The organism is Lysobacter oculi (assembly GCF_003293695.1).
GTDB lineage: Bacteria > Pseudomonadota > Gammaproteobacteria > Xanthomonadales > Xanthomonadaceae > Solilutibacter > Solilutibacter oculi.
The window spans coordinates 256,480-281,726 of the sequence record NZ_CP029556.1; the positions used below are offsets into that span (position 1 = coordinate 256,480).

Here is a 25,247-nt window from a genome sequence, read left to right on the forward strand (position 1 = left end):
GTTCAATGGAAATCCCGCGATCCGGTACGCAGGTCACCCAGCATCGGGGTGAGGTCTTCGAGATGACCGGCGATGAGATGGCTCACGCCATCCACCTGCTCCCAGCGGCCCCGCACCGCCAGCAGGCGTGATTCCAGTACGGCCTTGCGATAGCGCGATGCCAGATCCGCCCACACCACCACGTTCACCATGCCGTGTTCGTCCTCCAACGTGACGAAGATCGTGCCTTTGGCCGTGGCGGGTCGTTGCCGTTGCGTGACCAGGCCCGCCGCCTGCACGAAGGCGCCATGGTGGCGCGTCTTCAGTTCGCCGGAACTGCGGATGCGGCGCCGACGCAGCGCTTCGCGCAGCAACGCGCAGGGATGCGGACCCAGCGTGAGCCCGATGCTGCGGTAGTCGGCGCCCACTTCCTCGCCTACCGAAGGCGCGGGCAGCCGCGCGATGTTTTCCGGCGCCGACTGCCGCAGCAGGGGCGTGTCGGTTTCGAAGCCGTTGATCGCCCAGCGCGCTTCGTTGCGGTGCCGCGACAGGCTGCGCAGTGCGCCCGAATCGGCCAGCACGTGGCGCGCCTTCGCATCCAGCCGTGCGCGCCTGCAGAGGTCATCGATGTCGCGGAACGGCGCCATCTTCCGGCCACGCACGATGGCTTCCGCGGCCTGCTTCGACAGGCCCATGATCGAGCGCAGCCCGATGCGGATCGCCGGTTGCCGTGCGGGCTGCGCCGGATCATCCGCCAGCGTGTAGTCCATGTCGCTGTGCTGCACATCCACCGGCAGGAACTCGACGGGGTCGCGCGCGCTCGTGGAGCGCCGCGCGTCCTGGACGATCTGCGCCGGCGAATAGAAACCCATGGGCTGCGAGTTGAGCAGTGCGCAGTAGAACGCGGCCGGTTCGTGACGCTTCAACCAGCAACTCGCATAGACCAGCTTGGCAAAGGATGCGGAATGGCTCTGCGGAAAGCCGTAGGAGCCGAAGCCCTTGATCTGCTCGAAGATCTGCGCGATGAATTCTTCCGAATAATTCTTCTCGCGCATCAGATTGGCGATGCGCAGGCGGTGCGGTTCCATGTCGCCGCCGTGGCGCCAGGCCGCCATCGAGCGGCGCAGGTCATCGGCTTCAGCGGGCGTGTACCCGGCGTGGATCACCAGTTCCATCACCTGTTCCTGGAACAGCGGAACGCCCATGGTGTCCTTGAGGATGTCGCGGATGCCGTCGGACGGAAAGGTCACGGTTTCCTTGCCCATGCGCCGGCGCAGATACGGGTGCACCATGCCGCCCTGGATCGGTCCAGGGCGCACGATCGCCACTTCGATCACCAGGTCGTAGAACCTGCGCGGCTTCAGCCGCGGAAGCATCGCCATCTGCGCGCGCGATTCGATCTGGAACACGCCGACGGTGTCGGCGGCGCAGATCATGTCGTAGGTGGGCGCATCTTCGGTCGGAATGGTGGCGATGGTGAGGTTGCGGCCCCGATGTCCGAGCACCAGCTCCAGCGCCTTGCGGATGCAGGTGAGCATGCCGAGGGCGAGGCAATCCACCTTCAGCAGGCCGAGCGATTCCAGGTCATCCTTCTCCCACTGGATCACGCTGCGATCGTTCATCGCAGCATTCTCCACCGGCACCAGATGGTGCAAGGGCGCATCGGAAATGATGAATCCGCCCACGTGCTGCGACAGGTGCCGTGGCTTGCCCTCCAGCTGCTCGCTGATATGCAGGATGCGCTGCAGCAGGGGGTTGGCAATGTCGAAGCCGGCATCGTCCAGTCGCTTGTCCAGCGGCGTGCCCTTGTTGCCCCAGCCGCGGCAAGAAGCCAGCTTCGCGATCTCGTCCTCGCCCATGCCGAAGGCCTTCGCCACGTCGCGCATCGCGCTCTTGCCGCGGTAGCGGATGACGGTGGCGGCCAGGGCGGCGCGGTTGCGGCCGTATTTGCTGTAGACGTATTGCATGACCTCCTCGCGCCGCTCGTGCTCGAAGTCGACGTCGATGTCCGGCGGCTCCTTGCGTTCGGCGGACAGGAAGCGCGCCATCAGCAGGCGGGTTTCCTCCGGGTTCACCGCGGTGATGTGCAGGGCATAGCAGATAACCGAGTTCGCCGCGGAACCGCGCCCTTGGCAGAGGATGTTGCGGGACTCGGCGAACCGCACGATGTCATGCACGGTCAGGAAGAACGGTTCGTATTGCAGCTCGGCCACCAACAGCATCTCGGCGGCGATCTGTCGCTTGATCTTGCGCGGGATGCCCTGCGGCCAGCGCCGGCGCGCGCCTTGCAGCGTCAGTTTCCGCAGCCAGGTGGTCGGCGTTTCCCCTGCGGGCACCAGCTCGCGCGGGTACTGGTACTTCACCTCGTCCATGCGGAAAGTGCAGCGACGCGCCAGCGCCACGGCTTCTTCCAGGAGATGAGGCGGGAATATGTTGCCGAGCGCGCGTCGCTGACGCAGGTGGCGTTCCCCGTTGCGGAACAGCTTGGCGCCCGCTTCGGCAAGGGGCAGGCCATGGCGGATCGCGGTCATCGTGTCCTGCAGCATGCGTTGCCGGCGCGTAGCCATGTGTACGTCGCCGCTGGCAAGTGCGCGCAATTGCAGGCGTTCGGAAAGCTCCAGCAACGAGGACAGTCGCGCGACGTCATCGTCCTCGCGATGCAGTTCGATCGCCAGCCAAGCGCGCTCGCCGAACAGCGCGCGTAGCCAGGTGCCTTGGTTGTGGTCCGGCTGTTTGGCTGGACACCACAGCGCGAACAGCCCGTGCAGGCCTTCGCTGGCGGCCAGCACTTCGATATCCGTGCGGCACAGGCGATAGCCGCCTTTCTTCGCATCGCCCATGCGCGCGGTGGTGATGAGGCGACACAACCGGGTATAACCCTGCTTGTCTTCGACCAGCAGCACCAGCTTCAGGCCGCAGGCCAGCGTGAACTCGCTGCCGACGATCAGGCGCACGCCACTCGCCTTCGATGCATCCCATGCGCGCACGATGCCCGACAGCGAGCATTCGTCGGTGACGGCCAGCGCCTCGTACCCGCATTGCGCGGCGCGGCTGAACAGGTCCTCCGCACTGGCGGCACCGCGTAGGAAACTGAAATCCGACAGCGCGTGCAGTTCGGCGTAGGCGGGAAAATTGTCCGGGGGACCGTCATTGGCGGCCCCAAGGGCCGGCACCTGCCGTGCGATGCGCAACGCACGCGGCATGCGGCCACCCGGGGTGTCGGCATCCACGCCATCGATGGCGTCGTCCCAGCTCACGCGAACCAGCCCTGCAGCATCCACCCGCCTTGCTCACCCGGTGGCGCGAAGGCCCAAGCCTTCTGGCCTGTGGAGAGTTCCAGCACGTAGTAGTCGCGACGTGCGTCAGCCCCATCCCACCAGCCGCTTTCCAGCCGTTCGGGACCGCTGACAATGCGCGGTTGATGGTCGTGCAATGGCCTCGGATGCGGCAGCAGCCACGTGGGACGAGGCGGCAGAACGGCTTCTTCCACACGTGCATCGTCGCCTTCGCGCACGCGCCGCCATGCGCGTTCGGGGCGGGGATCCGGCGTCGGCTGCAGCTGATACACAGCTTCCTCGCCCAAACGCGCGCGCAGGCGTTCGCGCAACTGTGGCCATGCCTGTGCCTGTTGCGGACGCGTGTCGAAGAGGTCGCGGATGGCCGGCACGAAGGGCGGCAAGGCTTCCGCCACCAATCGCACGCCCACGACCGCACGGGGAACTTCCGCGCGCTCCAGCCGGTTGCGCGCCAGTTCGAACAAAAGCGGGGTGTCGCGCTCGGCAGTCAGCATGCCAATGTCCACGCGCGTCGCCTCGGGCATCTGCTCGCCGATGAAGCCCAGGCGCTCATGTTCCAGCAGCAACGCGAAATGCTGCACACCACCGTCGCGGATGGAAAGGAAGGTGCCAAGATCGGTCAGCAGCCGTTTCAGCGTAAACAGCAATGCCTGACGGTTGTCGGTTTCGTAGCCGAGTTCGATCCGTGCATCGAAACGCTCCGGCGGCTGGTACAGCGTGAGTGGATCATCGCGATCTCCGTACAGCGCATCGAGATGATCCAGCAGCGCCACGCCAAAACGCCGGCGCAGGCCATCGCGCGGCAAGCTGCGCACCTGCGCCAGACGGCGTACGCCCATCTGCATCAGGCGCGAAGCGGCATCGCCCGGAAGCAGGGCGGCTGGGACCGGCACCTGGTCCAACGCACGTTGCATCGGCGCAGGCGTATCGATGGCGAGACCATCGCGCACGCCGGTCAGAACGCGCGCCGCCCGCGGCGTGGGTGCCAGCGCGATGCGATGGTGGAAGCCGAGCAGATTCAGTTCCTCGCGCAGACGGGCCTCGAAACGTGGCCACGGGCCGAACAAGCGGAAGCTGGCCCCAGCCTCCAAAACCAGCGCATGGTTCCACTGCATCGTCACCATCGAACTGTGGCGATATGCCCAAGCTGCGAGAAAGCCATGCCAGTGCGGCACGTCGGCGGCGGCGAGGTCGAGGGTCTCCAGTCCTTCGCACAGCGATTGCGCGGCCGCCATCTTCATGCCGGCACGCACGCCTGCTTCATGCGCGGTGGCATTGACCGCATGCACGCGACGGAGCATCGCCGGGCCTTCCAGCAATGCCAGCGGCCGCGAGGGATCCGCGCGGCGGCGCTGAACGGCGTCCATCGCCAGGTCGGTCAGCAGGATGCAGGCGTACAGCACGATGCGGCCGCCTCAATGCGCGAGCGCGAACGCCTGCTGCGGCACGGCGGCGCCGCGGCACTTGCGCACGCGCCAGCCTGCCCGCGTGTGCTGCAGGCGCAGCGCGGCGGGCGAAGGATTGGCCGCGTGTTTTGCATCGCGCAGCACCACGCCGATGCTCCCGCCCGAATGCGCCGCCACCTGCAGCCGCCGCAGCAGCTGGGCATCGCCGGTCTGCGACCAGCCCAGCACGATGTCGCAACTGCCGCTGCGCAGGCATTGCTCCATCGCCCACAGCGCATCGCGTGGATCGGCTTCCAGCACGGTCAGCGCCGACATCGCCATGCCGTGCTGCCCCCACGCCGGTGCATACGCGATGTACGGCGGCGCCACCAGCACGATGCGGCCACCGCGCCTCGCCACGTTCGACAACGCAGGCAACAGCAAGGCGAGCTCACCCACGCCGTCATGCGGGATCAGCACTTCGCTCAAGGCACCGCGTGGCCATCCGCCACTGGGCAGCAGATCATCCAGCGCCGCGTGACCGGTGGACTCCACATGCATATCCGCATGCACATGCCGGCCCGCATGCCACACGCTGCGCGCATCCAGCAGATCCTGCAGGGCGGCCGGCGCGGCGCTCATGCGTCACGTACCAGGCCGCAGTACACGCCTTCGATGGCGAAGTCGCTGCCGGCGGGAATGTCGATGGGGGCATGCGCGGCATTGCGCGGCAGCAGGCGCAGGGCATCGCGTCCGAGTTCCAGCCGCTTGATGGTGAGTTCGCCCTCGATACGCGCCACCACCACTTGGCCGTTGCGCGCATCGGCGCTGCGCTTTACAGCGACCAGGTCACCGTCGAGGATCCCTTCGTCCAGCATCGAATCGCCCTTCACGCGCAGCAGGTAATCCGGCCGCAGGGAGAACAGCGCGGGATCCAACCGCAGTTCGCGATGCACGCCCGCATCGGCACCGATGGGAATGCCAGCCGCCACGCGTCCCAGCACTGGCAGGACCATCGTTTCTTCGTCACTGCGCCGGCGCTTGCGTAGCGTGGGCAGGCGAATGCCGCGCGCCTGCCCTGGCAGGACCTGCAGGTGGCCGGCTTCCTGCAGGCGCTTGACGTGCTTGTGGGCGGCGCAGGCCTGGGCGAAACCGAAGGCGTCGGCGATCTGCTGCAGCGTGGGGGGCAGGCCTTCCTCGCGCTGGTGGCGCTGGATGAAGTCGAGCACGGCTTGCTGGCGGGGGGTGAGATGGATGGTCATGGTAAAAATCTATTTACCTTTCCGGGCAGAGGCAAGGGGCGTCGTCCATGGGATCAGAGCGCATCCCCGTCTCAGAAATCGGGACGCTGGTTAATCAGGCGCTTACCCGTGTTAGTTGAGGGGGATCCCAGGTTCAGCGCGGGATGAGACGGTGGATCCGCGGCGGTTGATGCGCCGGTGTGCGCGAATACGGCAGGCGGAACGGGCCCGGCAGGCGGTCTACAGCCTCTCCCGCCTGCCAAGCAGGCGGGGTAGCTGCTCAATCGTGCGCCGGCGGCGCCACCAACAGCCCCAGATCCTCCACGAACGCCTGCCACGCCCGTTCGCGTGCCGCGCCTTCGGGCTGGCGCAGCACCCAGGCCGGGTGCACGGTGGCGAAGGCCCAGGTGCCGTCGTGCAGGGCGTGCCAGGTGCCGCGCTGGTCCATGAGCCGAAAGCCGGCGCCGAACACCGCCAGTGCCGCGGTCGCGCCCAGGCAGACGATGATGTCCGGCCGCACGCGCTCGATCTCGCCCACCAGCCACTGCCGGCAGGCCTGCACATGCGAGGGTTCGGGGTTGCGGTGCAGCCGCACGCGGCCGCGGCGCTCGAAGCGGAAGTGCTTGACCGCATTGGTCAGGTAGAACTGCCCGCGGTCCAGGCCGAGTTGGGCCAGGGCCCGGTCCAGCAGCTGGCCGGCGGGCCCGACGAACGGGTGCCCGCTCAGGTCCTCGCTGTTGCCCGGCTGTTCGCCGAGGATCAGCACGCGGGCGTCCTCCGGCCCTTCGCCGAACACGGTCTGGGTGGCGGGTTCCCACAGCGGGCAGGCGCGGCAGCCGGCAGCGGCCTGGCGCAGGCCGGCCAGTGACAGGTCGGGATCCCGGGCCAGCGCGGCGGCCGGCACGCTGGGCGCGGGAATGCGCCGCCGGGGCGCCTGTGCTTCGCGCGCGGCCATCGCCTCGACCCGCGCGCCGGCGGTCCGCACCAGTTCGGGCAGCAGTTGCGCCTCGGGCAGGTGCTTCCAGTATTTCTGCGGCATCTCCTGCCGCATCATCCGCGGGTTGAGCCGCGCCGGATTGAAGATGTGGGCGTAGTAGGTGCGCCACAGGTCCTCGCCGGCATCGTCGGCCGGCGCCTGCCCGCGGTGGCCGCCCGGGCCGAAGGCGAGCGCCTCGCCATCCCAATGGACACTGCGTTCGGGGGTGAGGATGGTCCAGCGCATCCCGGCGAAGCGTTTGGCGAAGAACGGCGCCACCCGGTCCACAATGTGGTGCTCGGGCTCGAACCAGGCAATGAAATGGTCCGGCTGCCCCGGCACCTCGCGGAAGCGCACGAAGGCCTTCATCTTGTGGGTGTCGCGCTGCACCGCCTTGGCCATGGCCTGCGCGCGGTGCACGTCCGGGTCCACCGCGTTGCCGAGCAGCCGGGGTTCGCCGTGGGTGAGGCGCCAGAGCAGGCGGTAGAGCAGGCCATGCCGCTGTGGATCGCGGTGGCAGAGGACGCGCCCGGCCAGGTCCATGAAGCCGGCCGGCACCCGCGGCGCGGGCGCCACGGGCGGCGCTTCGGTGACGTCCGGCAGGGCGAGCAGGCTGGCCTGGGCATCGCCGGTCCAGTTGATGGCCTCGGGCGCGATGGCCGCCACCCGCGCGGCGCGTGCCACCGCCCGCCATGCCGCCAGCGACCAAGGTGGCTCCACCCGCGCCGACCAGTCCGCCATCAGAACAGGGCGGCCTGCCGCGGCTTCGGCGCCAGTTGCGCGCGCAGCGCGCCGGGGTTGTCCAGCGCCCGGCGCGGGTGGTGGTCGTCGAGCTGGATGAAGGGCATCAGCTTCTTCATCGGCGCGCGCAGCCGGGCGATGTCGCCCAGGCGCAGGCGAGCATGCCGGCGTGCCATGACGATGCGGTCCACGTTGCGCACGCCCAGCCCGGGCACGCGCAGCAGGGCCTCGCGCGGGGCGGCGTTGAGATCGACCGGGAAGTGGTCGGGGTGGCGCAGCGCCCACGCCAGCTTGGGATCGATGTCGAGGTCGAGCATGCCGCCGGGCGCGTCGGCGGCGATTTCCTCCACCTTGAAGTCGTAGAAGCGCAGCAGCCAGTCGGCCTGGTAGAGCCGATGCTCACGTTGCAGCGGCGGGGCGATGAGCGGCAGCGTGCGCGAGGCGTCGGGGATCGGACTGAAGGCCGAGTAATAGACCCGGCGCATGCGGAAGTCGCCGTACAGCCGGTCGGAGGTACGCAGGATGTCGCGGTCGTTCGCGCCATCGGCGCCCACGATCATCTGCGTGCTCTGGCCGGCCGGCGCGTAGCGGGGCGGCTTGGCCGCGCGCGGCGTGCCGGCGGGTGTGCGGCGGCGGGCTTCCTTCGCCTCGTCGATGCGCCAGCGCAGCTGCCCCATCGCGCCCCGAATGCTGGCCTGCGACTTCTCCGGCGCCAGCTGCTTCAGGCAGCCTTCGGTCGGCAGCTCGACGTTGATCGACAGGCGGTCGGCGTGGCGGCCGGCCGCGGCCAGCAGCTCCGGCGAGGCTTCGGGGATGGTCTTGAGGTGGATGTAGCCGCCGAAGCGGTGGTCCTCGCGCAGGCTGCGCGCCACTTCCACCATGTGCTCCATGGTGTAGTCGGCGTTGCGGATGATGCCGCTGGAGAGGAACAGGCCTTCGATGTAGTTGCGCTTGTAGAAATCCAGCGTGAGCCGGACCACCTCGTCCACCCGGAAGCGGGCGCGCTCCACGTTGCTGGACACGCGGTTGACGCAGTAGGCGCAGTCGTAGATGCAGAAATTGGTGAGCAGGATCTTGAGCAGGCTGACGCAGCGGCCATCGGGCGTGTAGCTGTGGCAGATGCCCATGCCGCCACTGCTGCCGATGCCGCCGGTCCTGGCGGAATCGCGCTTCTGGCCGCCGCTGGATGCACAGGAGGCGTCGTACTTGGCGGCATCGGCCAGGATGGCGAGCTTGCGGAGGGTCTCCATGCCGCCAGCATGCCGCGTGGGCGTCGCAGCGGGTGCGAACGCCGGCGTCCAAACTGAACCGTTGGGGCGGGCTTCGCCCCGCCTGCACCCCCTCGCCTCGCATCCTGCCGGGACCGTCCCGACTTCGCCGTCCATGTCCGCATTCCCCATCCCCGCGCGCGACGAACGGGTCGTGCTGCGCCCGGAAGGCCTGTACTGCCCGGCCGGCGACTTCCACATCGACCCGTGGAAGCCGGTGCCGCGCGCGGTCATCACCCATGGCCACGGCGATCACGCGCGCCCCGGCATGGGGGAATACCACCTGGCCGCGCCCGGCCTGCCGATCCTGCGATGGCGGCTGGGCGAGCAGGCCTACCACGCGCATGGCTATGGCGAGGCGTTCACGCTGGGCGATGCGCGGATCAGCCTGCACAGCGCCGGCCACGTGCTGGGCTCGGCGCAGGTGCGGATCGAGGTGGCGGGCGAAACCTGGGTGGCCAGCGGCGACTATAAGCGCCAGCCCGATCCCACCTGCGCGCCGTTCGAGGTGGTGCCCTGCGATGTCTTCATCACCGAGGCGACCTTCGGCCTGCCGATCTACCGCTGGCCGGACACGCCGGCGGTGGCGCGCGAGATCGCCGACTGGCGGGCCGAATGCGCGGCGCAGGGCGAGGCCGCCATCCTCTATTGCTATGCGCTCGGCAAGGCGCAGCGCGTGCTGGCGGAACTGCACGCCATCGACCCGCAGCCGGTCTGGCTGCACGGCGCGGTGGATGCGGGCGTGGCGGTGTACCGCGAGGCCGGCATCGAGGTGGGCGAGACCCGCCGCGTCGCCGAGGCCGACAAGGGCCACGATTTTTCCGGGCAGCTGGTCATCGCGCCGCCTTCGGCCGCCGGCAGCGCGTGGATCCGCCGCTTCCGCAAGGCCCAGCAGGGCTTCGCCTCGGGCTGGATGCGGATCCGCGGCAACCGCCGCCGGCGCAACTACGACCGCGGCTTCGTCATTTCCGACCACGCCGACTGGCCCGACCTGCTGCGCACCGTGCGCGAGACCGGCGCCCGCCGCGTCATCGCCACCCACGGCGCGACCGATGCGCTGGTCCGGGCATTGAACGAAGCCGGCATCGAGACCGGCACCTTCGCCACCCGCTACGGCGAGGAAGAGGAATGAGGCGTTTCGCCGCGCTCTACCAGGCGCTCGACCGCAGCACCGGCACGCTGGACAAGCGCGCCGCGCTGGCCGCGTATTTCCGCGATGCGCCGGCGGAAGACGCGGCGTGGGCGCTGTGGCTGCTGGCCGGCGGCAAGGTGGGCGGTGCCCGCGCGCGGATCGCCGGCAGCCGCGAGCTGCGTGGCTGGATCGCCGAGGCCAGCGGCACCCCCGACTGGCTGGTGGAGGCGAGTTACGAAGCGGTGGGCGACCTGGCCGAGACGCTCGCGCTGCTGCTCGATGATCCCGCGCAGGCCGGCGACGACCGGCCGCTCTCCGAATGGATCACCGGCGTGCTGCTGCCCGTCGCCAATGCCGATGAAGCCGAACGCCGCGCGGTGGTGGTGGGCGCGTGGCGGCGGCTGCCGTTCGCCGAGCGCCTGGTGTTCAACAAGCTGTTGACCGGCGCGCTGCGCATCGGCGTGTCGCAGGGGCTGGTGCAGCAGGCGCTCGCCGAGGTGTCGGGCGTGGACATCGCCACCCTGGCGCAACGGATGATCGGCGCGTGGACGCCGTCCGCGGACTTCATGGCGCGGCTGCTGTCGGCCACGCCGCAGCCGGGCGACGCGGCGCTGCCGTATCCGTTCTTCCTCGCCTCGCCGCTGGAGCAGGACGCCGAAGCGCTGGGCGACATCGGCGACTGGTGGCTGGAATGGAAGTGGGATGGCATCCGCGTCCAGCTGATCCGCCGCGGCGGCGATGTCGCGCTGTGGTCGCGCGGCGAGGAACGCATGGATGGCCGCTTCCCCGAGATCGAGGCCGCGCTGGCCGGTCTGCCGCAGGATGCGGTGATCGACGGCGAACTGCTCGGCTGGCGCGACGGCGAGGACACGCCGTTGCCGTTCATCGCCCTGCAGACGCGCATCCAGCGCCGCAAGCCGGGCGCGAAGCTGCTGGCCGACACGCCGGCGCGCGTGCTGGCCTACGACCTGCTGGAACTGGCCGGCCGGGACCTGCGCGCGCAGCCCTTGCACGTGCGCCGCGCCCTGCTCGAACAATTGCTCGACGCGCATGCCGACCCGCGCATCCGCCTGTCGCCGGCGGTGGGCGCCGCGACCTGGGCGGAAGCGGCCGCATTGCGCGAGGACAGCCGCGCCCGTGGCGTGGAGGGCCTGATGCTGAAGCGGCGCGGTTCGCCCTACCAGCACGGCCGCAAACGCGGCGACTGGTGGAAGTGGAAGATCGCGCCGCTGACCATCGACGCGGTCCTGATCTACGCGCAGGCGGGCCACGGCCGCCGCAGCACGCTCTATACCGACTATACCTTCGCGCTCTGGGACGGCGATGCGCTGGTGCCGGTGGCCAAGGCGTATTCCGGCCTGGACGACAAGGAGATCCTCAAGCTCGACAGCTGGATCCGCGCCCACACCACCGAACGCTTCGGGCCGGTGCGCGCGGTGACGCCGCATCACGTCTTCGAGCTGGGGTTCGAGGCGGTGAACCGGTCGGCGCGGCACAAATCGGGCATCGCGGTGCGCTTCCCGCGCATCCTGCGCTGGCGCCACGACAAGCCGATGGCGGAAGCCGACCGCCTCGAAACCCTGCAGGCTCTGGCGCGATGAAAGCCACCGCCACGTCCCGGCCGCGCGCGCGTGCCCATCTCGATGCACCGCTGCGGGCCTGGTTCGATGCGCAGGGCTGGTCGCCCGCGCCGTTCCAGCGCGAGGCGTGGACGCGCTATCTCGCCGGCGAATCGGGCCTGCTGGTCACGCCCACCGGCAGCGGCAAGACGCTGGCGGCCTTCGGCGGCCCGCTGTTGCAGGCGCTGCGCGAACCGCCCACGCCGGCGCCGCGCCGTGGCCAACCCAGGCCGCCGCGGCTGCGCGTGCTGTGGATCACGCCCTTGCGTGCGCTGGCGGCGGACACCACCCGCGCGCTGCGGGTGCCGATCGAGGCGTTGGGCCTGGACTGGACGGTGGCGATGCGCACCGGCGACGCCAGCAGCCGCGACAGGCGCCTGGCGCGGCAGGGACAGGCCGAAGTGCTGGTCATCACCCCCGAATCGCTCGCGCTGCAGCTGTCATATCGCGACAGCGCGCCGCAGTTCGCCGGGCTGCGTGCGGTGATCGTGGACGAATGGCACGAACTGCTCGGCAACAAGCGCGGCGTGCTGCTGCAACTGTGCCTGGCGCGGTTGCGCGCGCTGGCGCCCGGGGCGCGCACCTGGGGGTTGTCGGCCACGCTCGGCAACCTGGAGCAGGCGCGCGACGTGCTGCTGCCGCATCGGCCCGCCGCCGCCATCGTCAGCGCCGCCAAGCTGCGCAGCCTGACCCTCGAAACCCTGCTGCCGGAGCGCCCGGAACGCTTCCCGTGGGTGGGGCATCTGGGGCTGTCGCAGTTGCAGGCGGTGTCGGAGCGCGTGCAGTCGGCGCGTTCCACGCTGCTCTTCGCCAACACCCGTTCGCAGGCCGAGCTGTGGCACAAGGCGCTCTCCGCGATCTGGCTGGACGCGCCGGAAACGCTGGCGCTGCACCATGGGTCGCTGGACCCGAAACTGCGCGCCGCCGCCGAGCAGGGGTTGCGCGATGGCAGCGTGCGTTGCGTGGTCGCCACCTCCAGCCTGGACCTGGGCGTGGATTTCCCGGCGGTGGACCAGGTCATCCAGATCGGCAGCCCGAAGGGGATGGCGCGCCTGTTGCAGCGCGCCGGGCGTGCCCGCCACCGGCCGGGCGAGGCCGGCCACATCCTCTGCGTGCCGACGCATTCGCTGGAGTTGATGGAATACGCGGCGGCCCGGCGCGCGCTGGCCCATGGGCGGATCGAGGCGCGACCGCCACCGCGCCTCTCGCTGGACGTGCTCGCCCAGCATTGCCTGACGCTGGCGGTGGGCGGCGGCTTCGATGCCCCGTCCCTGCTGGCGGAGGTGCGCGGCACGCATGCCTTCGCCGATCTGTCCGACGCGCAATGGCAGGCCGTCCTCGACTTCATCGTGCAGGGCGGCGCGGCCCTGCAGCACTACCCGGAATACCGCCGCGTGCAGCGCGACCGCGACCGGCTGTGGGTGGACGACCGCCGCGTGGCGCTGCGACATCGCCTGTCGATCGGCACCATCACCAGCGACGGGCATATCGCCATCAAGTACCTGAAAGGCGGCGGGCTGGGCGCGGTGGAAGAGAGCTTCATCGGCCGGCTGCGACCGGGCGACCGCTTCCAGTTCGCCGGCAGGACGCTCGAGCTGGTGCGGCTGGAAGGCATGACCGCCTACGTCCGGCAGTCCAAGCGCGGCGATGGCCGCGTGCCGCGCTGGCAGGGCGGGCGCATGCCGCTCTCCTCCGAACTGGGGCAGGAGGTGGAAGCCGCCTTCGCCGCGCCGCCCGATGTCCCGGAGATGCGCGCGTTGGCGCCGCTGCTGGCCAAGCAGGCCATGCTCTCGCGGTTGCCGAGGCCGGACCTGCTGCTGGCCGAGCGCCACCGCACGCGCGATGGCTGGCATCTCTTTTTGTTCCCGTTCGCCGGACGCGCGGTGCACGAAGGGCTGGCGGCGCTGCTCGCGCTGCGGCTGGCCCGCCGCGATCCCAACAGCTACGCCTTCGCGGTGAACGACTACGGGCTGGCGCTGTCCGCCACCCAAGCGATCACGCTGGATGCCGGAACGCTCGCCGAGGCGCTGTCGGAGACGCATCTGGTCGAGGACCTGATGGAGAGCCTCAACATGGCCGAACTGGCGCGGCGCCAGTTCCGCGACATCGCGCGCATCTCGGGGCTGCTGCCGCCCTCGCTGCCGGGCCGCGCACCCCGCAGCCTGCGCCAGCTGCAGGCGTCGAGTGGGCTGCTCTACGACGTGCTGCGCACGCATGACCCCGGCCACATGCTGCTGGGCCAGGCCGAGCGCGAGGTGCTGGAAGCGCAGCTCGACGTGCGCGCGCTGGCGGACACGCTGGCGCGCTGTCGGGCGCGCGAGCTGGTGCTGGTTTCGCCGCCCAGCCTGACGCCGCTCGGTTTCCCGCTGTGGGCGGAATCGGTGCGCGGCCACCTGAGCACGGAGGACTGGCGCAGCCGCGTCCAACGCGCGGCGTTGCAGCTGGAAGCACGCGCATGAGCGAAGCGCTCGACATCCACTACGGCGGCGAACACCTGCAGCTGTGGCCGCAACGCGCGCTGTACTGGCCGGCGCGGCGGCGGCTGATGATCGCCGACCTGCACCTGGGCAAGGGCGAGGTGTTCCGCAGCGCCGGCATCGCCGTGCCCACCGGCGGCACCGGCCAGGACCTGCAACGCCTGTCGGAGGTGCTGGCCGCCACCGGCGCGCGGTCGCTGTGGGTGCTCGGCGACTTTCTCCACGCCGCGCGCAGCGCCCGTGCGGATGCGGCCTGGCAGGCGTTCCGGCAGGCCCATGCCGGTGTCGGGATGGCCGTGGTGCTGGGCAACCACGACCGCGCCTTCCACGCACCGGATGCGGGCGTGGAGGTGCGGGCGGATGGCGTCGGCGACGGGCCGTTCGTGTTCCGCCATGCCCCGGCCGATGGGGAGGATGCCGGCCAGCGGGTGGTCTGCGGGCACCTGCATCCGGTCGTCCGCCTGCCGGGTTTCGCGCGGCGGCAGCCGGTGTTCATGCTGCGCCGGTCGCTGTGCGTGCTGCCGGCGTTCTCGGCGTTTACCGGCGGCTGGCCGGTGCAGCCGGAACCGCAGACGTGGCTGGCGGTGTGTGGGGGACCGTCGGTGGTGCCGCTGGGCGCGCCGGATCCCTCGGTGGCGGCGTTGATGCCGGATACGGGCGCGGGTGCCGGCTCGCCAGCAGGCGGCTGACGGCGGCCCGTTCCCCGGCATCGAGCGCTTGCAGCTCGACCAGCTTGCCCGCCACCCATGCCGCCAGCGGCACGCCGTCGCGCAGCAGCAGGCGGTTGCCCGGGGTGCGCGGCACCTTGTCGCCGGCCAGCAGGGTGCCGGCCAGGTTGAGCGGGTCGGTGGCCGAGAGCACCAGCATCGCGCCATCGGGTTCGCGCTTGCGGACCTGGCGCAGGGCGGCGACCGCTTCCGGCAGGGCGAACTGTTCGCCGACCAGCCCGGACACGAAACGCCCGCCGCGCAGTTCGCCGCGCGCCTCCATCCGCCGGTACACGCGCAGCAGGTCGCGCCACGGCGGCAGCCAGCCCGCTTCGCGCTCCAGCAGGCGCCAGCAAACCACGCCGTAGCGGCGCAGCAGCACCCGGGCGATGTGTTCGAGTCCTTCGTCCGGCGCGTCGGCATCGCCTTGCAGCAGCGGGCGGCGCAGCAGCGACCAGCGACCGGCATCGTGGATGCCGGAAACCAGCCCACGCCGCAACCGGCGACCGGATGCCTTGGGCCGCTTGCCCTGCGGCAGCAGCAGCGCGCGCAGCCCGGCGAAGCTGTCGCAGCTGGCCAGTCCGCGCGCGACCAGTTCGGCCAGCGCATCCTCCAGTTCGGTTTGCAGCAGGCGGGCTTCGTCCAGCAGTTCGTCAAAGAACAGCGCGCCGTGGCGTTTCAGCGCATCCGCCACTTTCGCCGCGCGTGACGACAGCGCATCGGCATCGGGTTCGGCGGCCAGCCGCGTCCAGTGCGCCTGCTCGCGGCGCGGCAGCAGCACGATCGGCGTGGCGCGCACCGGCGACTTGCCGCCGGCGCTTTCGGCCACCGGGCGCAGCCGCGACCAGCGCACGCGGCCGGCGCTGCACAGCTCGTCGAGCCAATGGATGGAATAGTCGGCCACGCGCGCCGGCAGCAGTTCGCTTTCCCAGCCGGTGGCGGCGGCTTCAAAGCCTTCCAGCTGCGCCAGCACCTTCGCCAGTGCATCCGGCCCGCGCAGCCGCGCCGCCGGCGCGACGTGCTGCCAGTCGCAGAGGAAGCGCATGAAATCCTTCGGCGCGACCGGCTCGATCTCGCGCCGCAGCCGGCCCAGCGTGAGCCGGTGGATGCGGGCGAGCAGGTTGCGTTCGCACCATTGTTCGGCCGCGCCGGTCTCGTCGAAGCGCCCGCGCATGACGTAGCCGTCGCGCTCCAGCGCGGCCAGTGCCATCTCGATGTCGGCCACCGGCATCGCCAGCCGCGCGGCGAGTTGCGCCACCGTCACCGGGCCGCTGCCGCCCAGCCGCATCCGCACGCATTCGCGCAGGGCGTCCTCGCGCGTCCACGCCTGAGCGGCGTATTCCGCCGGCGCATCGATGGGGGGATGCGAGTCGGCTTCGGGGTGCAGCGCGGCGAGCATCGGCAGGCGTTCGGCGGCGACCCAGAGCGCGGCGCCTTCGGCATCCAGGACGGTGGCGCGCCGCGTCTTCGCCAGGCCTTCCAACATCGCCGTCCAGCCGCTCGCGTCGGCTTCGTCCACGCCGATGGCGCCCAGGCTCATCAGTGCGTCGTGCGCCTCGTCGGTATTGCGGGCCTGCGGCCAGGCGTCCTCGCGCACCTGTTCGATGGCGGCGGCATCCAGCCGGCCCAGGTCGCGCGCGCTTTCCGGGTCGGTGTAGCGGCGCGTCTGCACCGCCTGCGTGCGTCGTTCCTCCAGCGGCGCGTCGTCGAGGAAGGCGTAGGGCGCGGCGTTCAGTGCTTCGGCGGCGAACGGCGAGGGCGCGGTCAGGTCGCGCGCGACGATGCGGATGTCGCCGGCTTCCAACCGGCGCAACATCGCCAGCCAGCCTTCGGTGTCCATGGCTTCTTCAAGGCAGTCGTGCAGGGTCTGGTCGACCAGCGGGTGGTCGGGTACCTCGCGCTCGCCGACGATGTTTTCGAGGCATGCGACCTGATCGGGAAACACCGTGGCCAGCAGGTCTTCCGACTTCATCCGCTGCAATTGCGGCGGCACCTTCTTGCCGCCCTGGAAGCGCGGCAGCGCCAGCGCATTGGTCGCATTCCAGCGCCAGCGCGCGGGGAACAGTGGCGCATCCAGCAACGCCTGCACCAGCACATCCTTCGCGGTGTTGGAATGCAGGAAGTGGGACACGTCATCGAGCGGAAAGCTGTGGCTGGTGGACAGCGACAGCACGATGGCGTTTTCGGTCGCCGCCGCCTGCAATTCGAAATTGAAGCTGCGGCAGAAGCGCTTGCGCAGCGCGAGGCCCCAGGCCTTGTTGATGCGCGAGCCGTGCGGCGAATGGATGATGAGCTGGGTGCCGCCGGATTCGTCGAAGAATCGCTCCATCGCCATCGTTTCGCGGGTCGGCAGCAGGCCGAAGCCGGTGAGCATCTCGGCGCAGTAGTCGACGATCTGGCGGGCGGCGGCTTCATCGATGCCCACATCTTCGCGCAGCCAGCGCAGTGCGGCCTCGGCGCCGCCTGCTTCGATGCGTTCGGCGAGGGCGGCGCGCAGGCGCGACACGCCATGCGAGAGCTCGTCGGTGCGGCCCGGCGCCTCGCCGAGCCAGAACGGGATGTTGGGCGGCAGGCCCTGCGCGTCCTCCACCCGCAGGCGGCCCGGTTCGACGCGCAGGATGCGGTAGCTGGCATTGCCGAGCTGGAAGATGTCGCCGGCCAGCGACTCGATGGCGAAGTCCTCGTTGAGGGTGCCGATCTGGATCGATTGTGGCTCCAGCACCACCGCGTAGTCGCCGGTGTCGGGAATGGTGCCGCCGGACATGGTCGCGGTCATCCGCGCGCCGGCGCGTCCGCGCAGGGTGCCGTGTACGGCATCGCGATGCAGCCACGCGCCGCGCGTGCCGCGCCGGGTGGTGAAGCCGTCGGCGAGCATCCGCACCACTTCGCCGAACTTCTCGCGGGTGACCTGCGCATACGGCCACGCCTTGGACAGCGCGGCGAACAGCGCGTCTTCCTGCCATTCGCGCGCGGCGACCTCGGCGACGATCTGCTGGGCCAGCACGTCGAGCGGCGCGGGCGGCATGATCAGCGCATCCAGCTCGCCGCGGCGCACGCAGTCGAGCAATGCCGCGCATTCGATCGCCTCGTCGCGGGTGGTGGCGAAGATGCGACCCTTCGGCACCCCGCCGACGAAATGCCCGGCGCGCCCGACGCGCTGCAGGAACGCCGCGATGCTGCGTGGCGAACCGAGCTGGCAGACCAGTTCCACATCGCCGATGTCGATGCCGAGTTCCAGCGAAGCGGTCGCCACCAGCACCTTGAGCTGGCCGGCCTTGAGCCGCTGTTCGGCGTCCAGCCGCAGCTCCTTGGCCAGCGAACCGTGGTGGGCGGCGACGTGTTCCTTGCCGAGCAGGTCGGCCAGGTTCTTGGCCGCGCGCTCGGCCATGCGCCGGGTGTTGACGAAGACCAGCGTGGTGCGGTGCTCCCCGGCCAGCTCCGCGATGCGGGCGTAGACCTGTTCCCACTGCTCGTTCGACATCACCGCGGTGAGCGGCGTGGGCGGGACTTCCAGCGCGAGATCGCGCGGTCGGTCGTGGCCGATGTCGATGACGCGGCAGTCGGCGCGGCCCTCCGCATCGACATGACCCGCGCCGACGAGGAAGCGCGCGACGGCATCGATCGGTTTCTGCGTGGCCGACAGGCCGACGCGCTGCAACCTGCGCCCGGTCAGCGCTTCCAGGCGCTGCAACGACAGCGTCAGGTGGCTGCCGCGCTTGCCCTGCACCAGCGCGTGGATCTCGTCGACGATCACGGTCCTGATCGACGCCAGCATCGCCCGCCCGGATTCGGAACCGAGCAGCACGTACAGCGATTCCGGCGTGGTCACGAGGATGTGCGGCGGATGCTTGCGCAAGGCGGCGCGTTCCGATTGCGGGGTGTCGCCGGTGCGCACCGCGGTGCGGATGTCGACATCGGGCAGGCCGAACCGCGCGAGCGCTTCGCGGATACCTTCCAGCGGCGCTTCCAGATTGAGGTGGATGTCGTTCGACAGCGCTTTCAGCGGCGAGATGTAGAGCACCTGCGTCGCCGCCGGCAGCCCGTGGGCCAGGCCTTCGCGTACCAGTGCGTCGATGGCGGCGAGGAAGGCGGTCAGCGTCTTGCCCGAACCGGTCGGCGCGGCCACCAGCACGTGCTCGCCCCGCGCGATCGCCGGCCAGGCTTCGGCCTGTGCCGGTGTCGGCGACGGGAAGCGTTGGCCGAACCAGCCGGAGACCGCCGGGTGGAAGGCCGCGAGCGCGGGAGGCAGGGGCATGCCGGAATTATCCGGTCCTGCCGCCGGGCGGGTCTGAACGGGCGGGGTGAAATCGAGGCGGATCTGCGCGGCCATCGTACGAGGCTGGACTGCGGGTGTCTCACCGGATGCGACGCGTCCGTAAGCTATGCGGATGCCGATCCTGCCCGTCACCGTCCATCACGTGCTGCGCGCCGCCGCCGCGCGCATCGACCGCATCGATGCGGAACTGCTGCTGCTGCACGTGCTGGGCCAGCCGCGCAGCTGGCTGTTCGGGCATGACACCGATGCGCTGGCGCCTGCCCAGCTGGCCGCGTTCAACGCCTTGGTCGAGCGCCGCGAGACCGGCGAACCGGTCGCCTACCTGACCGGACGACGCGGCTTCTGGACGCTCGATCTCGCGGTCACGCCGGCCACGCTGATTCCGCGCGCGGACACCGAACTGCTGGTGGAACTGGTGTTGGCGCGCCTCCCGGTTGATGCGGAGGCACGCATCGCCGACCTCGGTACCGGCAGTGGCGCCATCGCGCTGGCGCTGGCGAAGGAGCGGACGCGCGCGCAGGTCATCGCCACCGATGCCAGCGAGGCCGCGCTCGCCGTGGCCCGCGCGAACGCAGAGGGAAATGACATCGCCCACATCGAGTTCCGCCACGGCAGCTGGTTCGCGCCACTGGCCGGTGAGTGCTTCGATGTGATCGCCAGCAATCCGCCCTACATCGAAGCGGATGATCCGCATCTGGGCGAAGGCGACCTGCGCTTCGAGCCGATCACCGCGCTGGCTTCCGGCGGCGATGGGCTGGACGACCTGCGGGTGATCATCGGCGAAGCGACATCCCACATGATCGAACACGGCTGGCTGCTGGTGGAACACGGCTGGAACCAGGGCGCGGCGGTGCGTGCGTTGTTCGTGGAGGCAGGCTTCGTGGAGGTGGCCACCGCGCGTGATCTGGAAGACCGCGACCGGGTGACGCTGGGCCGGCGCGGCTGAGCCAGCGACTACAATCGGCGCTCCCCTTACGCACGGAGCACGCCATGCGCACGCTGTACCCGCCGACCGAGCCGCACGCGAGCGGCATGCTCGCCGTCGACGACCGCCATTCGCTGTACTGGGAAGAATGCGGCAACCCCGCGGGCAAGCCGGTGGTGATGCTGCATGGCGGGCCGGGCGGCGGCTGCAGCGACGCGATGCGCCGTTTCCATGATCCGTCGAAATACCGCATCGTCCTGTTCGACCAGCGTGGCGCCGGGCGCAGCACGCCGCATGCCGATCTCGTCGACAACACGACGTGGGACCTGGTGGCCGACATCGAGAAGATCCGCGAAATGCTCGGCATCGAGCGCTGGCAGGTGTTCGGCGGCAGCTGGGGCTCCACGCTGGCACTGGCCTATGCCGAAACGCATCCCGAGCGCGTCACCGAGCTGGTGCTGCGCGGCATCTTCATGCTGCGGCGCTGGGAGCTGGAATGGTTCTACCAGGAAGGCGCGTCGCGGGTGTTCCCGGACCAGTTCGACCCCTATCGCGATTACATCCCGGAAGCCGAGCGCGGCGACCTGATGGCCGCGTACCACAAGCGCCTGACCAGCGACGACGAGGCGGTGCGGCTGGAAGCGGCGCGCCGCTGGAGCATCTGGGAAGGCGGCACCAGCTACCTGCGCGTGCCGGCCGATTACGCCGACAGCCACGGGGATCCGCATTTCGCGCTGGCGTTCGCGCGGATCGAGAACCACTACTTCGTCAACAAAGGCTTCTTCGACGCCGACGACCAGCTGCTGCGCGACGTGCACCGCATTGCCGACATCCCGGGCGTGATCGTGCACGGCCGCTACGACGTGGTCTGCCCCGTCGCCAACGCCTGGGACCTGCACAAGGCTTGGCCAAAGGCCGAATTGATGATTTCGCCCACCGCCGGCCATTCCGCGTTCGAGGAAGAGAACATCGACGCGCTGGTGCGCGCCACCGACAAATTCGCAGGCTGAGGTAGAAAGATGAGCGACGACAACGACGACGAGATCATCGTCAAGGACAGCAACGGAACGCGCCTGGCCGACGGCGACAGCGTCACCCTGATCAAGGACCTGAAGGTGAAAGGCACTTCGGTCACCCTCAAGCGCGGACAGATGTGCAGGAACATCCGCCTGACCGACGACGAAGAGCTGATCGAATGCAACGTCGACAAGGTCAAGGGCTTGGTGCTGCGCACGGAGTTTTTGAAGAAGGCTTGAGGTTGGGCGTGGTGTCGACTAGATGGCCGCCTTCGGGCGGCCATCTGCGTTTGGGTGCCGGACGTGGCGAATTTCAGTGCGTCCCGACGCACTGATGCGCTGATGCGCGGGGTTTTCCGATAGACGGCGCCTGGCAGTTTCGACTCTGCTTCATGCCTACCTGACATGGAGCATCTGTTATGGACGCATGGTCGAAAAGCACTTTCCTGGCACTGGTCTTGGCGGGCGCGGCGGGATGCGTGTCGGCGCCTTCGCAAGAGCAGGCGGTGTTGCCCACAGGGGCGGATGCGGTTGGCAACGATCAATCACAGGCTTGGGCGTTTTCGGAAGTGGGGGGCGACTGTCCCGCCGCGTATGAGTTCGCCGAAAGCGCAAGCGGGAACGTGGTCGCGAGTGACTACTGCAGTGGCTTCGACAGCTTTTACGTGGGCATCGCCGGCCGTGTCGTGAGTTTCGATGCGCTCGATTCCGTCGAGGTCTATGGGCCTGAGGAGGGCTGGAATCGCCGCTATGCAGGTGCATCGGGTGAATTGGCGGAACTGCGGATCGGAAAGGTGATCCGCAAGGAGTACGACCCGCAGAGCACGGATGAGGGCTGCACCCGGCGTTTCTTCGCGGCAAAGCTGCTCATCACTCCAACTGATGGTGTGCCGCGCGAGGTGGATGGCGTGCTAGATGGGGGATGCCCATGAGTCGCGAGGTGGATGCCACGCCCTATGCCGAATTGCTGGAAGCGAAAGGCGGGGCTGACGCGAAAGCGGCACTGGCGCGGGGCGAGCGTGTGATCCTCGGATTTCGGGTCGAAAACAGCACGTACGCTGCATTGGACAACCCCGCGACACGACGGGATGAGTCGCGCGACGGCACAGGTATCTACAACGATCGCATGGTCGTCCTCTGGAAGGAGAAACGCGGCGGGGTGCGTGCCCGTGTTTTCGATCGGGCCAATACCGAACCCACTGCGCAATACGATGCGCATGCAGCCGGGCGGATTCCAAGGAGCCGGAGATCGCAAGGCGTGGATGTAAACGGTGACCGCATCAAGGACGCGGGGCGCCTGAGCGATGGCGTCATCGAAATGGGAATGGACATCTACCAGGGAGCGCCTGCGCTGAGGCCCACGGTCGCGGCGGTTGCTGGAGGTCGTGGAAGAATCCAGCGCGACACCAACGGAGACGGCCGGTTTTCAGAGGGCGATCCGCTGAGGCTCGCCGATCTGGATCGCTCTTTCCTCATCCACCGGGGTTCACGCGGCAATACCGATTCAGCCGGATGCCAGACGATCCATCGCGATGATTACCCGGAATTCCTGCGCACCGTGGGTGGGATGGCTGGCCAGAAGCGCTGGCAATACGTGCTGGTGACCGTTGAGCCTGACGTTCTTCGCGACTTCGACAGAACGCCTGAAAGATCCAGGATGGATGCGAACAAGGATCGTGTCGGTCTGCAGGAACCCGCCCATCCCGACCACGCCCTTTACAGCAGCATCCTCGGCAAGGTGCATGCGGAAGACGGGCGGCGCGGACGCGTGCCGGATGCCTGCAGCGACAACCTCGCCGGTTCGCTCACCGTCGCGTGCAGAAAGAATGGTGTCGAACGGGCAGAGGGCTTCTTCTTCAACGAAGCCGGTACGCGCGCTTTCGTTGTCGATGCGGCCGCAGGCACATCCACGCGCAACTGGGCGTCGGTCGATGTGGCGCAGGCGGTGGGCCAGCCATTGCACCGGAGTGAAGCCATGCTGGCCGCACTGCAAATGGACCAGCCTCAAGCGATTGTCCATCGACACAACCAGGTAGACCCGGCACCCCAGTTACAGGTGTCCGGGCAGGCATCGGTCCCGGCCCTCGCGGCCACGCGCTGAACCTGCACAACGCAGGATTCAATCCCCGGCCAACGTCCCATCCGGATTGTGTTCGATCATCCACAGTCCGGCCCAGAGCTTCAGGTCGAGCTCGTAGCCTTCGGCGTGTTTCTGCATCAGCCAGCGCGGGGCATCGGCGCGGGGCACGGCATGCACCGTGATGCCTTCGTCGCCCACGCCGCCGCCTTCGCCGACCTTTTCCAACTGGCGCGCACGCACGAAGGCGATGCGTTCGTTGCTCATGCCGGAGGACGTCGGCCCGGTCAGCAGCACATCGACGCGACCGGGCTTCCAGCCGGTTTCCTCGATCAGTTCGCGGCTGGCGGCGGCTTCCAGCGAATCGTCATCGTGGTCGTCGCCGACAAGCCCGGCCGGCATCTCGATGGTCCGGGCCTGCAACGGCACGCGGTATTGCTCGACGAACAGCACCTCGTCGGCCGGCGTCACCGCGATCACGATCACCGCCATGCCGTCGCCGCCGTGGCAGCGTTCGCAGGCCTCCCATTTGCCGCGGCGGACCAGCCGCAGCCACTCGCCCTGATGCAGGATTTCGACGTCTTCACCCATGCCCGGATGCTAACCGGCCCGGGATGACAGCGCGACCTTCAGGCGTCCAAGCCCGCCGCCTGCCACAGCCGCCGACGCGTCAGCGGCCCGAAGCGCACGCGTTGCGCGAAGCTTTCAAGCGCCTGCGCATCGGCACGGCCGCGCGTGAACGGCGGCGCATGCGGGCCCAGCGGCGCATCCAGCGCGATCAGGGTGAGTTGCCGCCACAGCAGGGCGTGCTCGCGCTGCTCATGCAGGCGGCGCGCGGTGGCCGCCGCACCACGCAGGCGCAGGAAGGCGACTTCGTCGATACGCGCCATCAACGCGTCCAGCCCGCCGAAATGCGAGATCAACGCCGCCGCCGTCTTCTGCCCGATGCCGTTGACGCCCGGGATGTTGTCGACCGCGTCGCCGCACAGCGCCAGGTAATCGGCGACCTGGTGCGCGTGCACGCCGTGGCGCGCCTTGACGCCGCCCGCGCCCCAACGCTGGCCACGGGCGAAGTCGAACTGTTCGTCCTCGCCTTCGAGCAGCTGTGACAGGTCCTTGTCGGCGGACACGATCACCCCGCGGAAGCCATGCCCGCGCGCCGCATGCAGAGCGCTGCCGATGAGGTCGTCGGCTTCGTATTCGCCATGCGCGAGGGTGATGATGCCGAGCGCTTCGCACAGTGCCTTGCATTGCGCGAACTGGCGCTTCAGCTCTTCCGGCGCCGGCGGGCGGTTGGCCTTGTATTGCGGGTAGAGGCGGTTGCGGAAGCAGGAATCCAGCGCTTCGTCGAAGGCGATCACGATGTGGCGCGGGCGTTCGCGTTCCAGCAGTTCGATCAGGAAGCGCGCGAAGCCGTGCACCGCGTTGAGTGGCCAGCCGTCTTCGTCATGCCATTCGTCCGGCATGGAATGCCAGGCGCGGAACACGTAGAGCGAGGCATCGACCAGATGCAGCGCCGGCTTCGGCGCATCGGGCGTCACGGTTGCCAGTCGCGCAGCAGGGTGGCCGCGTCGGGGCGGTCGCGCTCGGGCGCTTCCAGCTGCGCGGTGCCGATGTGGATGAAGCCGGCCACCACCTCGTCATCGTCCAGACCCAGGCGCCTGCGCACTTCTTCGTCATAGGCCGCCCAGCCGGTCAGCCACTGTGCGCCGAAGCCAGCCGCCTGCGCCGCCTGCAACAGCGCGAAACACACGCAGCTGGCGGTGGCGAAGCGCTCGCTGGCCGGGATCTTCTCGTCGAAGCCCTGCTTGGCCAGCACGGTCACGATGACCGGCGCGAAGCTGAAACGCTCGCGTTCCTTCTGCAGGGTGGCGTCGCTGGCCTCGGGGTCGAGCGCGCGTTTGCGGCTTTCGAGCAGCGCGCCCATTGCCGCCCGCGCGTCGCCCTGGATGCGCAGGAAGCGGAACGGGACCCGCTTGCCGTGGTCGGGCACGCGGCTGGCGGCCTGCAGCAGGGTGGCCAGCTGGGCGTCGTCGGGGCCGGGCGCGCCCAGCTGTCGGGAAGGCACCGAGCGGCGCTGGTTCAGGCAATCGAGGTTCATGGCGTCCTGGAAGTGCGATGGGCATCTCAGC

Annotated in this window: 17 protein-coding genes and 2 pseudogenes; 9 read left to right on the plus strand and 10 right to left on the minus strand. The window is 69.4% G+C overall.

The window, feature by feature from the left end:
• Positions 1-2: 2 nt before the first annotated feature.
• The 6 genes from DCD74_RS01185 to DCD74_RS01210 all read right to left on the minus strand — a co-directional run bounded on the left by DCD74_RS01185 (position 3) and on the right by DCD74_RS01210 (position 8,868).
• Positions 3-3,236, minus strand: coding sequence for an error-prone DNA polymerase (locus DCD74_RS01185; protein ID WP_162615823.1), 3,234 nt, complete (start codon positions 3,234-3,236; stop codon positions 3-5).
• Positions 3,233-4,678, minus strand: coding sequence for a Y-family DNA polymerase (locus DCD74_RS01190; RefSeq protein WP_112925711.1), 1,446 nt, complete (start codon positions 4,676-4,678; stop codon positions 3,233-3,235). The genes DCD74_RS01185 and DCD74_RS01190 overlap by 4 nt, the downstream gene beginning before the upstream one ends.
• A 12-nt stretch (positions 4,679-4,690) precedes the next feature.
• On the minus strand, positions 4,691-5,302 hold the full coding sequence (gene imuA, locus DCD74_RS01195) for a translesion DNA synthesis-associated protein ImuA (RefSeq protein WP_112925712.1): 612 nt from the start codon (positions 5,300-5,302) through the stop codon (positions 4,691-4,693).
• The gene (lexA, locus tag DCD74_RS01200) at positions 5,299-5,922 is read right to left on the minus strand and encodes a transcriptional repressor LexA (protein WP_112925713.1); all 624 of its coding nucleotides are present in this window, start codon (positions 5,920-5,922) and stop codon (positions 5,299-5,301) included. Before lexA ends, imuA begins: the two co-directional genes overlap by 4 nt.
• A gap of 259 nt (positions 5,923-6,181) precedes the next feature.
• Positions 6,182-7,618: a UdgX family uracil-DNA binding protein gene (locus tag DCD74_RS01205; protein ID WP_112925714.1), complete on the minus strand. Its 1,437-nt coding sequence runs from the start codon at positions 7,616-7,618 to the stop codon at positions 6,182-6,184.
• On the minus strand, positions 7,618-8,868 hold the full coding sequence (locus DCD74_RS01210; RefSeq protein WP_112925715.1) for a putative DNA modification/repair radical SAM protein: 1,251 nt from the start codon (positions 8,866-8,868) through the stop codon (positions 7,618-7,620). Before DCD74_RS01210 ends, DCD74_RS01205 begins: the two co-directional genes overlap by 1 nt.
• A gap of 133 nt (positions 8,869-9,001) precedes the next feature.
• Between DCD74_RS01210 and DCD74_RS01215 the strand changes: the two genes are divergently transcribed.
• The 4 genes and pseudogenes from DCD74_RS01215 to pdeM all read left to right on the plus strand — a co-directional run.
• Positions 9,002-10,018, plus strand: a complete 1,017-nt coding sequence (locus DCD74_RS01215; protein WP_112925716.1) for a ligase-associated DNA damage response exonuclease — start codon at positions 9,002-9,004, stop codon at positions 10,016-10,018.
• Positions 10,015-11,619, plus strand: a complete 1,605-nt coding sequence (locus DCD74_RS01220) for an ATP-dependent DNA ligase (protein ID WP_112925717.1) — start codon at positions 10,015-10,017, stop codon at positions 11,617-11,619. Before DCD74_RS01215 ends, DCD74_RS01220 begins: the two co-directional genes overlap by 4 nt.
• On the plus strand, positions 11,616-14,096 hold the full coding sequence (locus tag DCD74_RS01225; RefSeq protein WP_112925718.1) for a ligase-associated DNA damage response DEXH box helicase: 2,481 nt from the start codon (positions 11,616-11,618) through the stop codon (positions 14,094-14,096). Before DCD74_RS01220 ends, DCD74_RS01225 begins: the two co-directional genes overlap by 4 nt.
• Positions 14,093-14,662: pseudogene (pdeM, locus tag DCD74_RS12890) on the plus strand (ligase-associated DNA damage response endonuclease PdeM); the annotation flags it as partial. The gene DCD74_RS01225 and the pseudogene pdeM, both read left to right, overlap by 4 nt.
• Here pdeM and DCD74_RS01235 read toward each other — a convergent pair.
• Positions 14,652-19,070, minus strand: coding sequence for a DEAD/DEAH box helicase (locus DCD74_RS01235; protein WP_407072220.1), 4,419 nt, complete (start codon positions 19,068-19,070; stop codon positions 14,652-14,654). The pseudogene pdeM and the gene DCD74_RS01235 overlap by 11 nt on opposite strands.
• Before the next feature lie 133 nt (positions 19,071-19,203).
• Here DCD74_RS01235 and prmC point away from each other — a divergent pair, with 133 nt between their 5' ends.
• The 5 genes and pseudogenes from prmC (at position 19,204) to DCD74_RS01260 (ending at position 23,139) form a co-directional block, all read left to right on the plus strand.
• Entirely contained in the window at positions 19,204-20,043 is an 840-nt protein-coding gene (gene prmC, locus DCD74_RS01240) for a peptide chain release factor N(5)-glutamine methyltransferase (RefSeq protein WP_407072208.1), read from the plus strand.
• Between the two features lie 44 nt (positions 20,044-20,087).
• On the plus strand, positions 20,088-21,032 hold the full coding sequence (gene pip, locus DCD74_RS01245) for a prolyl aminopeptidase (RefSeq protein WP_112925720.1): 945 nt from the start codon (positions 20,088-20,090) through the stop codon (positions 21,030-21,032).
• Between the two features lie 27 nt (positions 21,033-21,059).
• Positions 21,060-21,278, plus strand: a pseudogene (locus DCD74_RS01250) (alkylphosphonate utilization protein); the annotation flags it as partial.
• A 179-nt stretch (positions 21,279-21,457) separates the two neighbouring features.
• The gene (locus DCD74_RS01255; RefSeq protein ID WP_112925722.1) at positions 21,458-21,970 is read left to right on the plus strand and encodes a hypothetical protein; all 513 of its coding nucleotides are present in this window, start codon (positions 21,458-21,460) and stop codon (positions 21,968-21,970) included.
• Positions 21,967-23,139 carry an XVIPCD domain-containing protein gene (locus DCD74_RS01260; protein ID WP_112925723.1) on the plus strand — a complete coding sequence of 391 codons (1,173 nt, stop codon included), beginning with the start codon at positions 21,967-21,969 and terminating at the stop codon, positions 23,137-23,139. Before DCD74_RS01255 ends, DCD74_RS01260 begins: the two co-directional genes overlap by 4 nt.
• An 18-nt stretch (positions 23,140-23,157) precedes the next feature.
• On the opposite strand, the gene DCD74_RS01265 is transcribed toward DCD74_RS01260, so the two are convergent.
• The 3 genes from DCD74_RS01265 to DCD74_RS01275 all read right to left on the minus strand — a co-directional run bounded on the left by DCD74_RS01265 (position 23,158) and on the right by DCD74_RS01275 (position 25,216).
• Positions 23,158-23,706, minus strand: coding sequence for an NUDIX hydrolase (locus tag DCD74_RS01265; protein ID WP_112925724.1), 549 nt, complete (start codon positions 23,704-23,706; stop codon positions 23,158-23,160).
• A 38-nt stretch (positions 23,707-23,744) separates the two neighbouring features.
• Positions 23,745-24,581, minus strand: coding sequence for a 5'-3' exonuclease (locus DCD74_RS01270; protein ID WP_237049679.1), 837 nt, complete (start codon positions 24,579-24,581; stop codon positions 23,745-23,747).
• Positions 24,582-24,652: 71 nt separating this feature from the next.
• Positions 24,653-25,216 (minus strand): nitroreductase family protein, encoded by a 564-nt coding sequence (locus tag DCD74_RS01275; protein ID WP_112925726.1) that lies wholly within the window; start codon positions 25,214-25,216, stop codon positions 24,653-24,655.
• Positions 25,217-25,247 lie beyond the last annotated feature (31 nt).

Bases quoted from the DNA above. Each gene is read 5' to 3' on its own strand.
- imuA (WP_112925712.1), bottom strand. From the start codon at position 5,302: ATGAGCGCCGCGCCGGCCGCCCTGCAGGATCTGCTGGATGCGCGCAGC.
- lexA (WP_112925713.1), bottom strand. From the start codon at position 5,922: ATGACCATCCATCTCACCCCCCGCCAGCAAGCCGTGCTCGACTTCATC.
- DCD74_RS01205 (WP_112925714.1), bottom strand. From the start codon at position 7,618: ATGGCGGACTGGTCGGCGCGGGTGGAGCCACCTTGGTCGCTGGCGGCA.
- DCD74_RS01210 (WP_112925715.1), bottom strand. From the start codon at position 8,868: ATGGAGACCCTCCGCAAGCTCGCCATCCTGGCCGATGCCGCCAAGTAC.
- DCD74_RS01215 (WP_112925716.1), top strand. From the start codon at position 9,002: ATGTCCGCATTCCCCATCCCCGCGCGCGACGAACGGGTCGTGCTGCGC.
- DCD74_RS01220 (WP_112925717.1), top strand. From the start codon at position 10,015: ATGAGGCGTTTCGCCGCGCTCTACCAGGCGCTCGACCGCAGCACCGGC.
- DCD74_RS01225 (WP_112925718.1), top strand. From the start codon at position 11,616: ATGAAAGCCACCGCCACGTCCCGGCCGCGCGCGCGTGCCCATCTCGAT.
- prmC (WP_407072208.1), top strand. From the start codon at position 19,204: ATGCGGATGCCGATCCTGCCCGTCACCGTCCATCACGTGCTGCGCGCC.
- pip (WP_112925720.1), top strand. From the start codon at position 20,088: ATGCGCACGCTGTACCCGCCGACCGAGCCGCACGCGAGCGGCATGCTC.
- DCD74_RS01255 (WP_112925722.1), top strand. From the start codon at position 21,458: ATGGACGCATGGTCGAAAAGCACTTTCCTGGCACTGGTCTTGGCGGGC.
- DCD74_RS01260 (WP_112925723.1), top strand. From the start codon at position 21,967: ATGAGTCGCGAGGTGGATGCCACGCCCTATGCCGAATTGCTGGAAGCG.
- DCD74_RS01265 (WP_112925724.1), bottom strand. From the start codon at position 23,706: ATGGGTGAAGACGTCGAAATCCTGCATCAGGGCGAGTGGCTGCGGCTG.
- DCD74_RS01270 (WP_237049679.1), bottom strand. From the start codon at position 24,581: ATGCCGGACGAATGGCATGACGAAGACGGCTGGCCACTCAACGCGGTG.
- DCD74_RS01275 (WP_112925726.1), bottom strand. From the start codon at position 25,216: ATGAACCTCGATTGCCTGAACCAGCGCCGCTCGGTGCCTTCCCGACAG.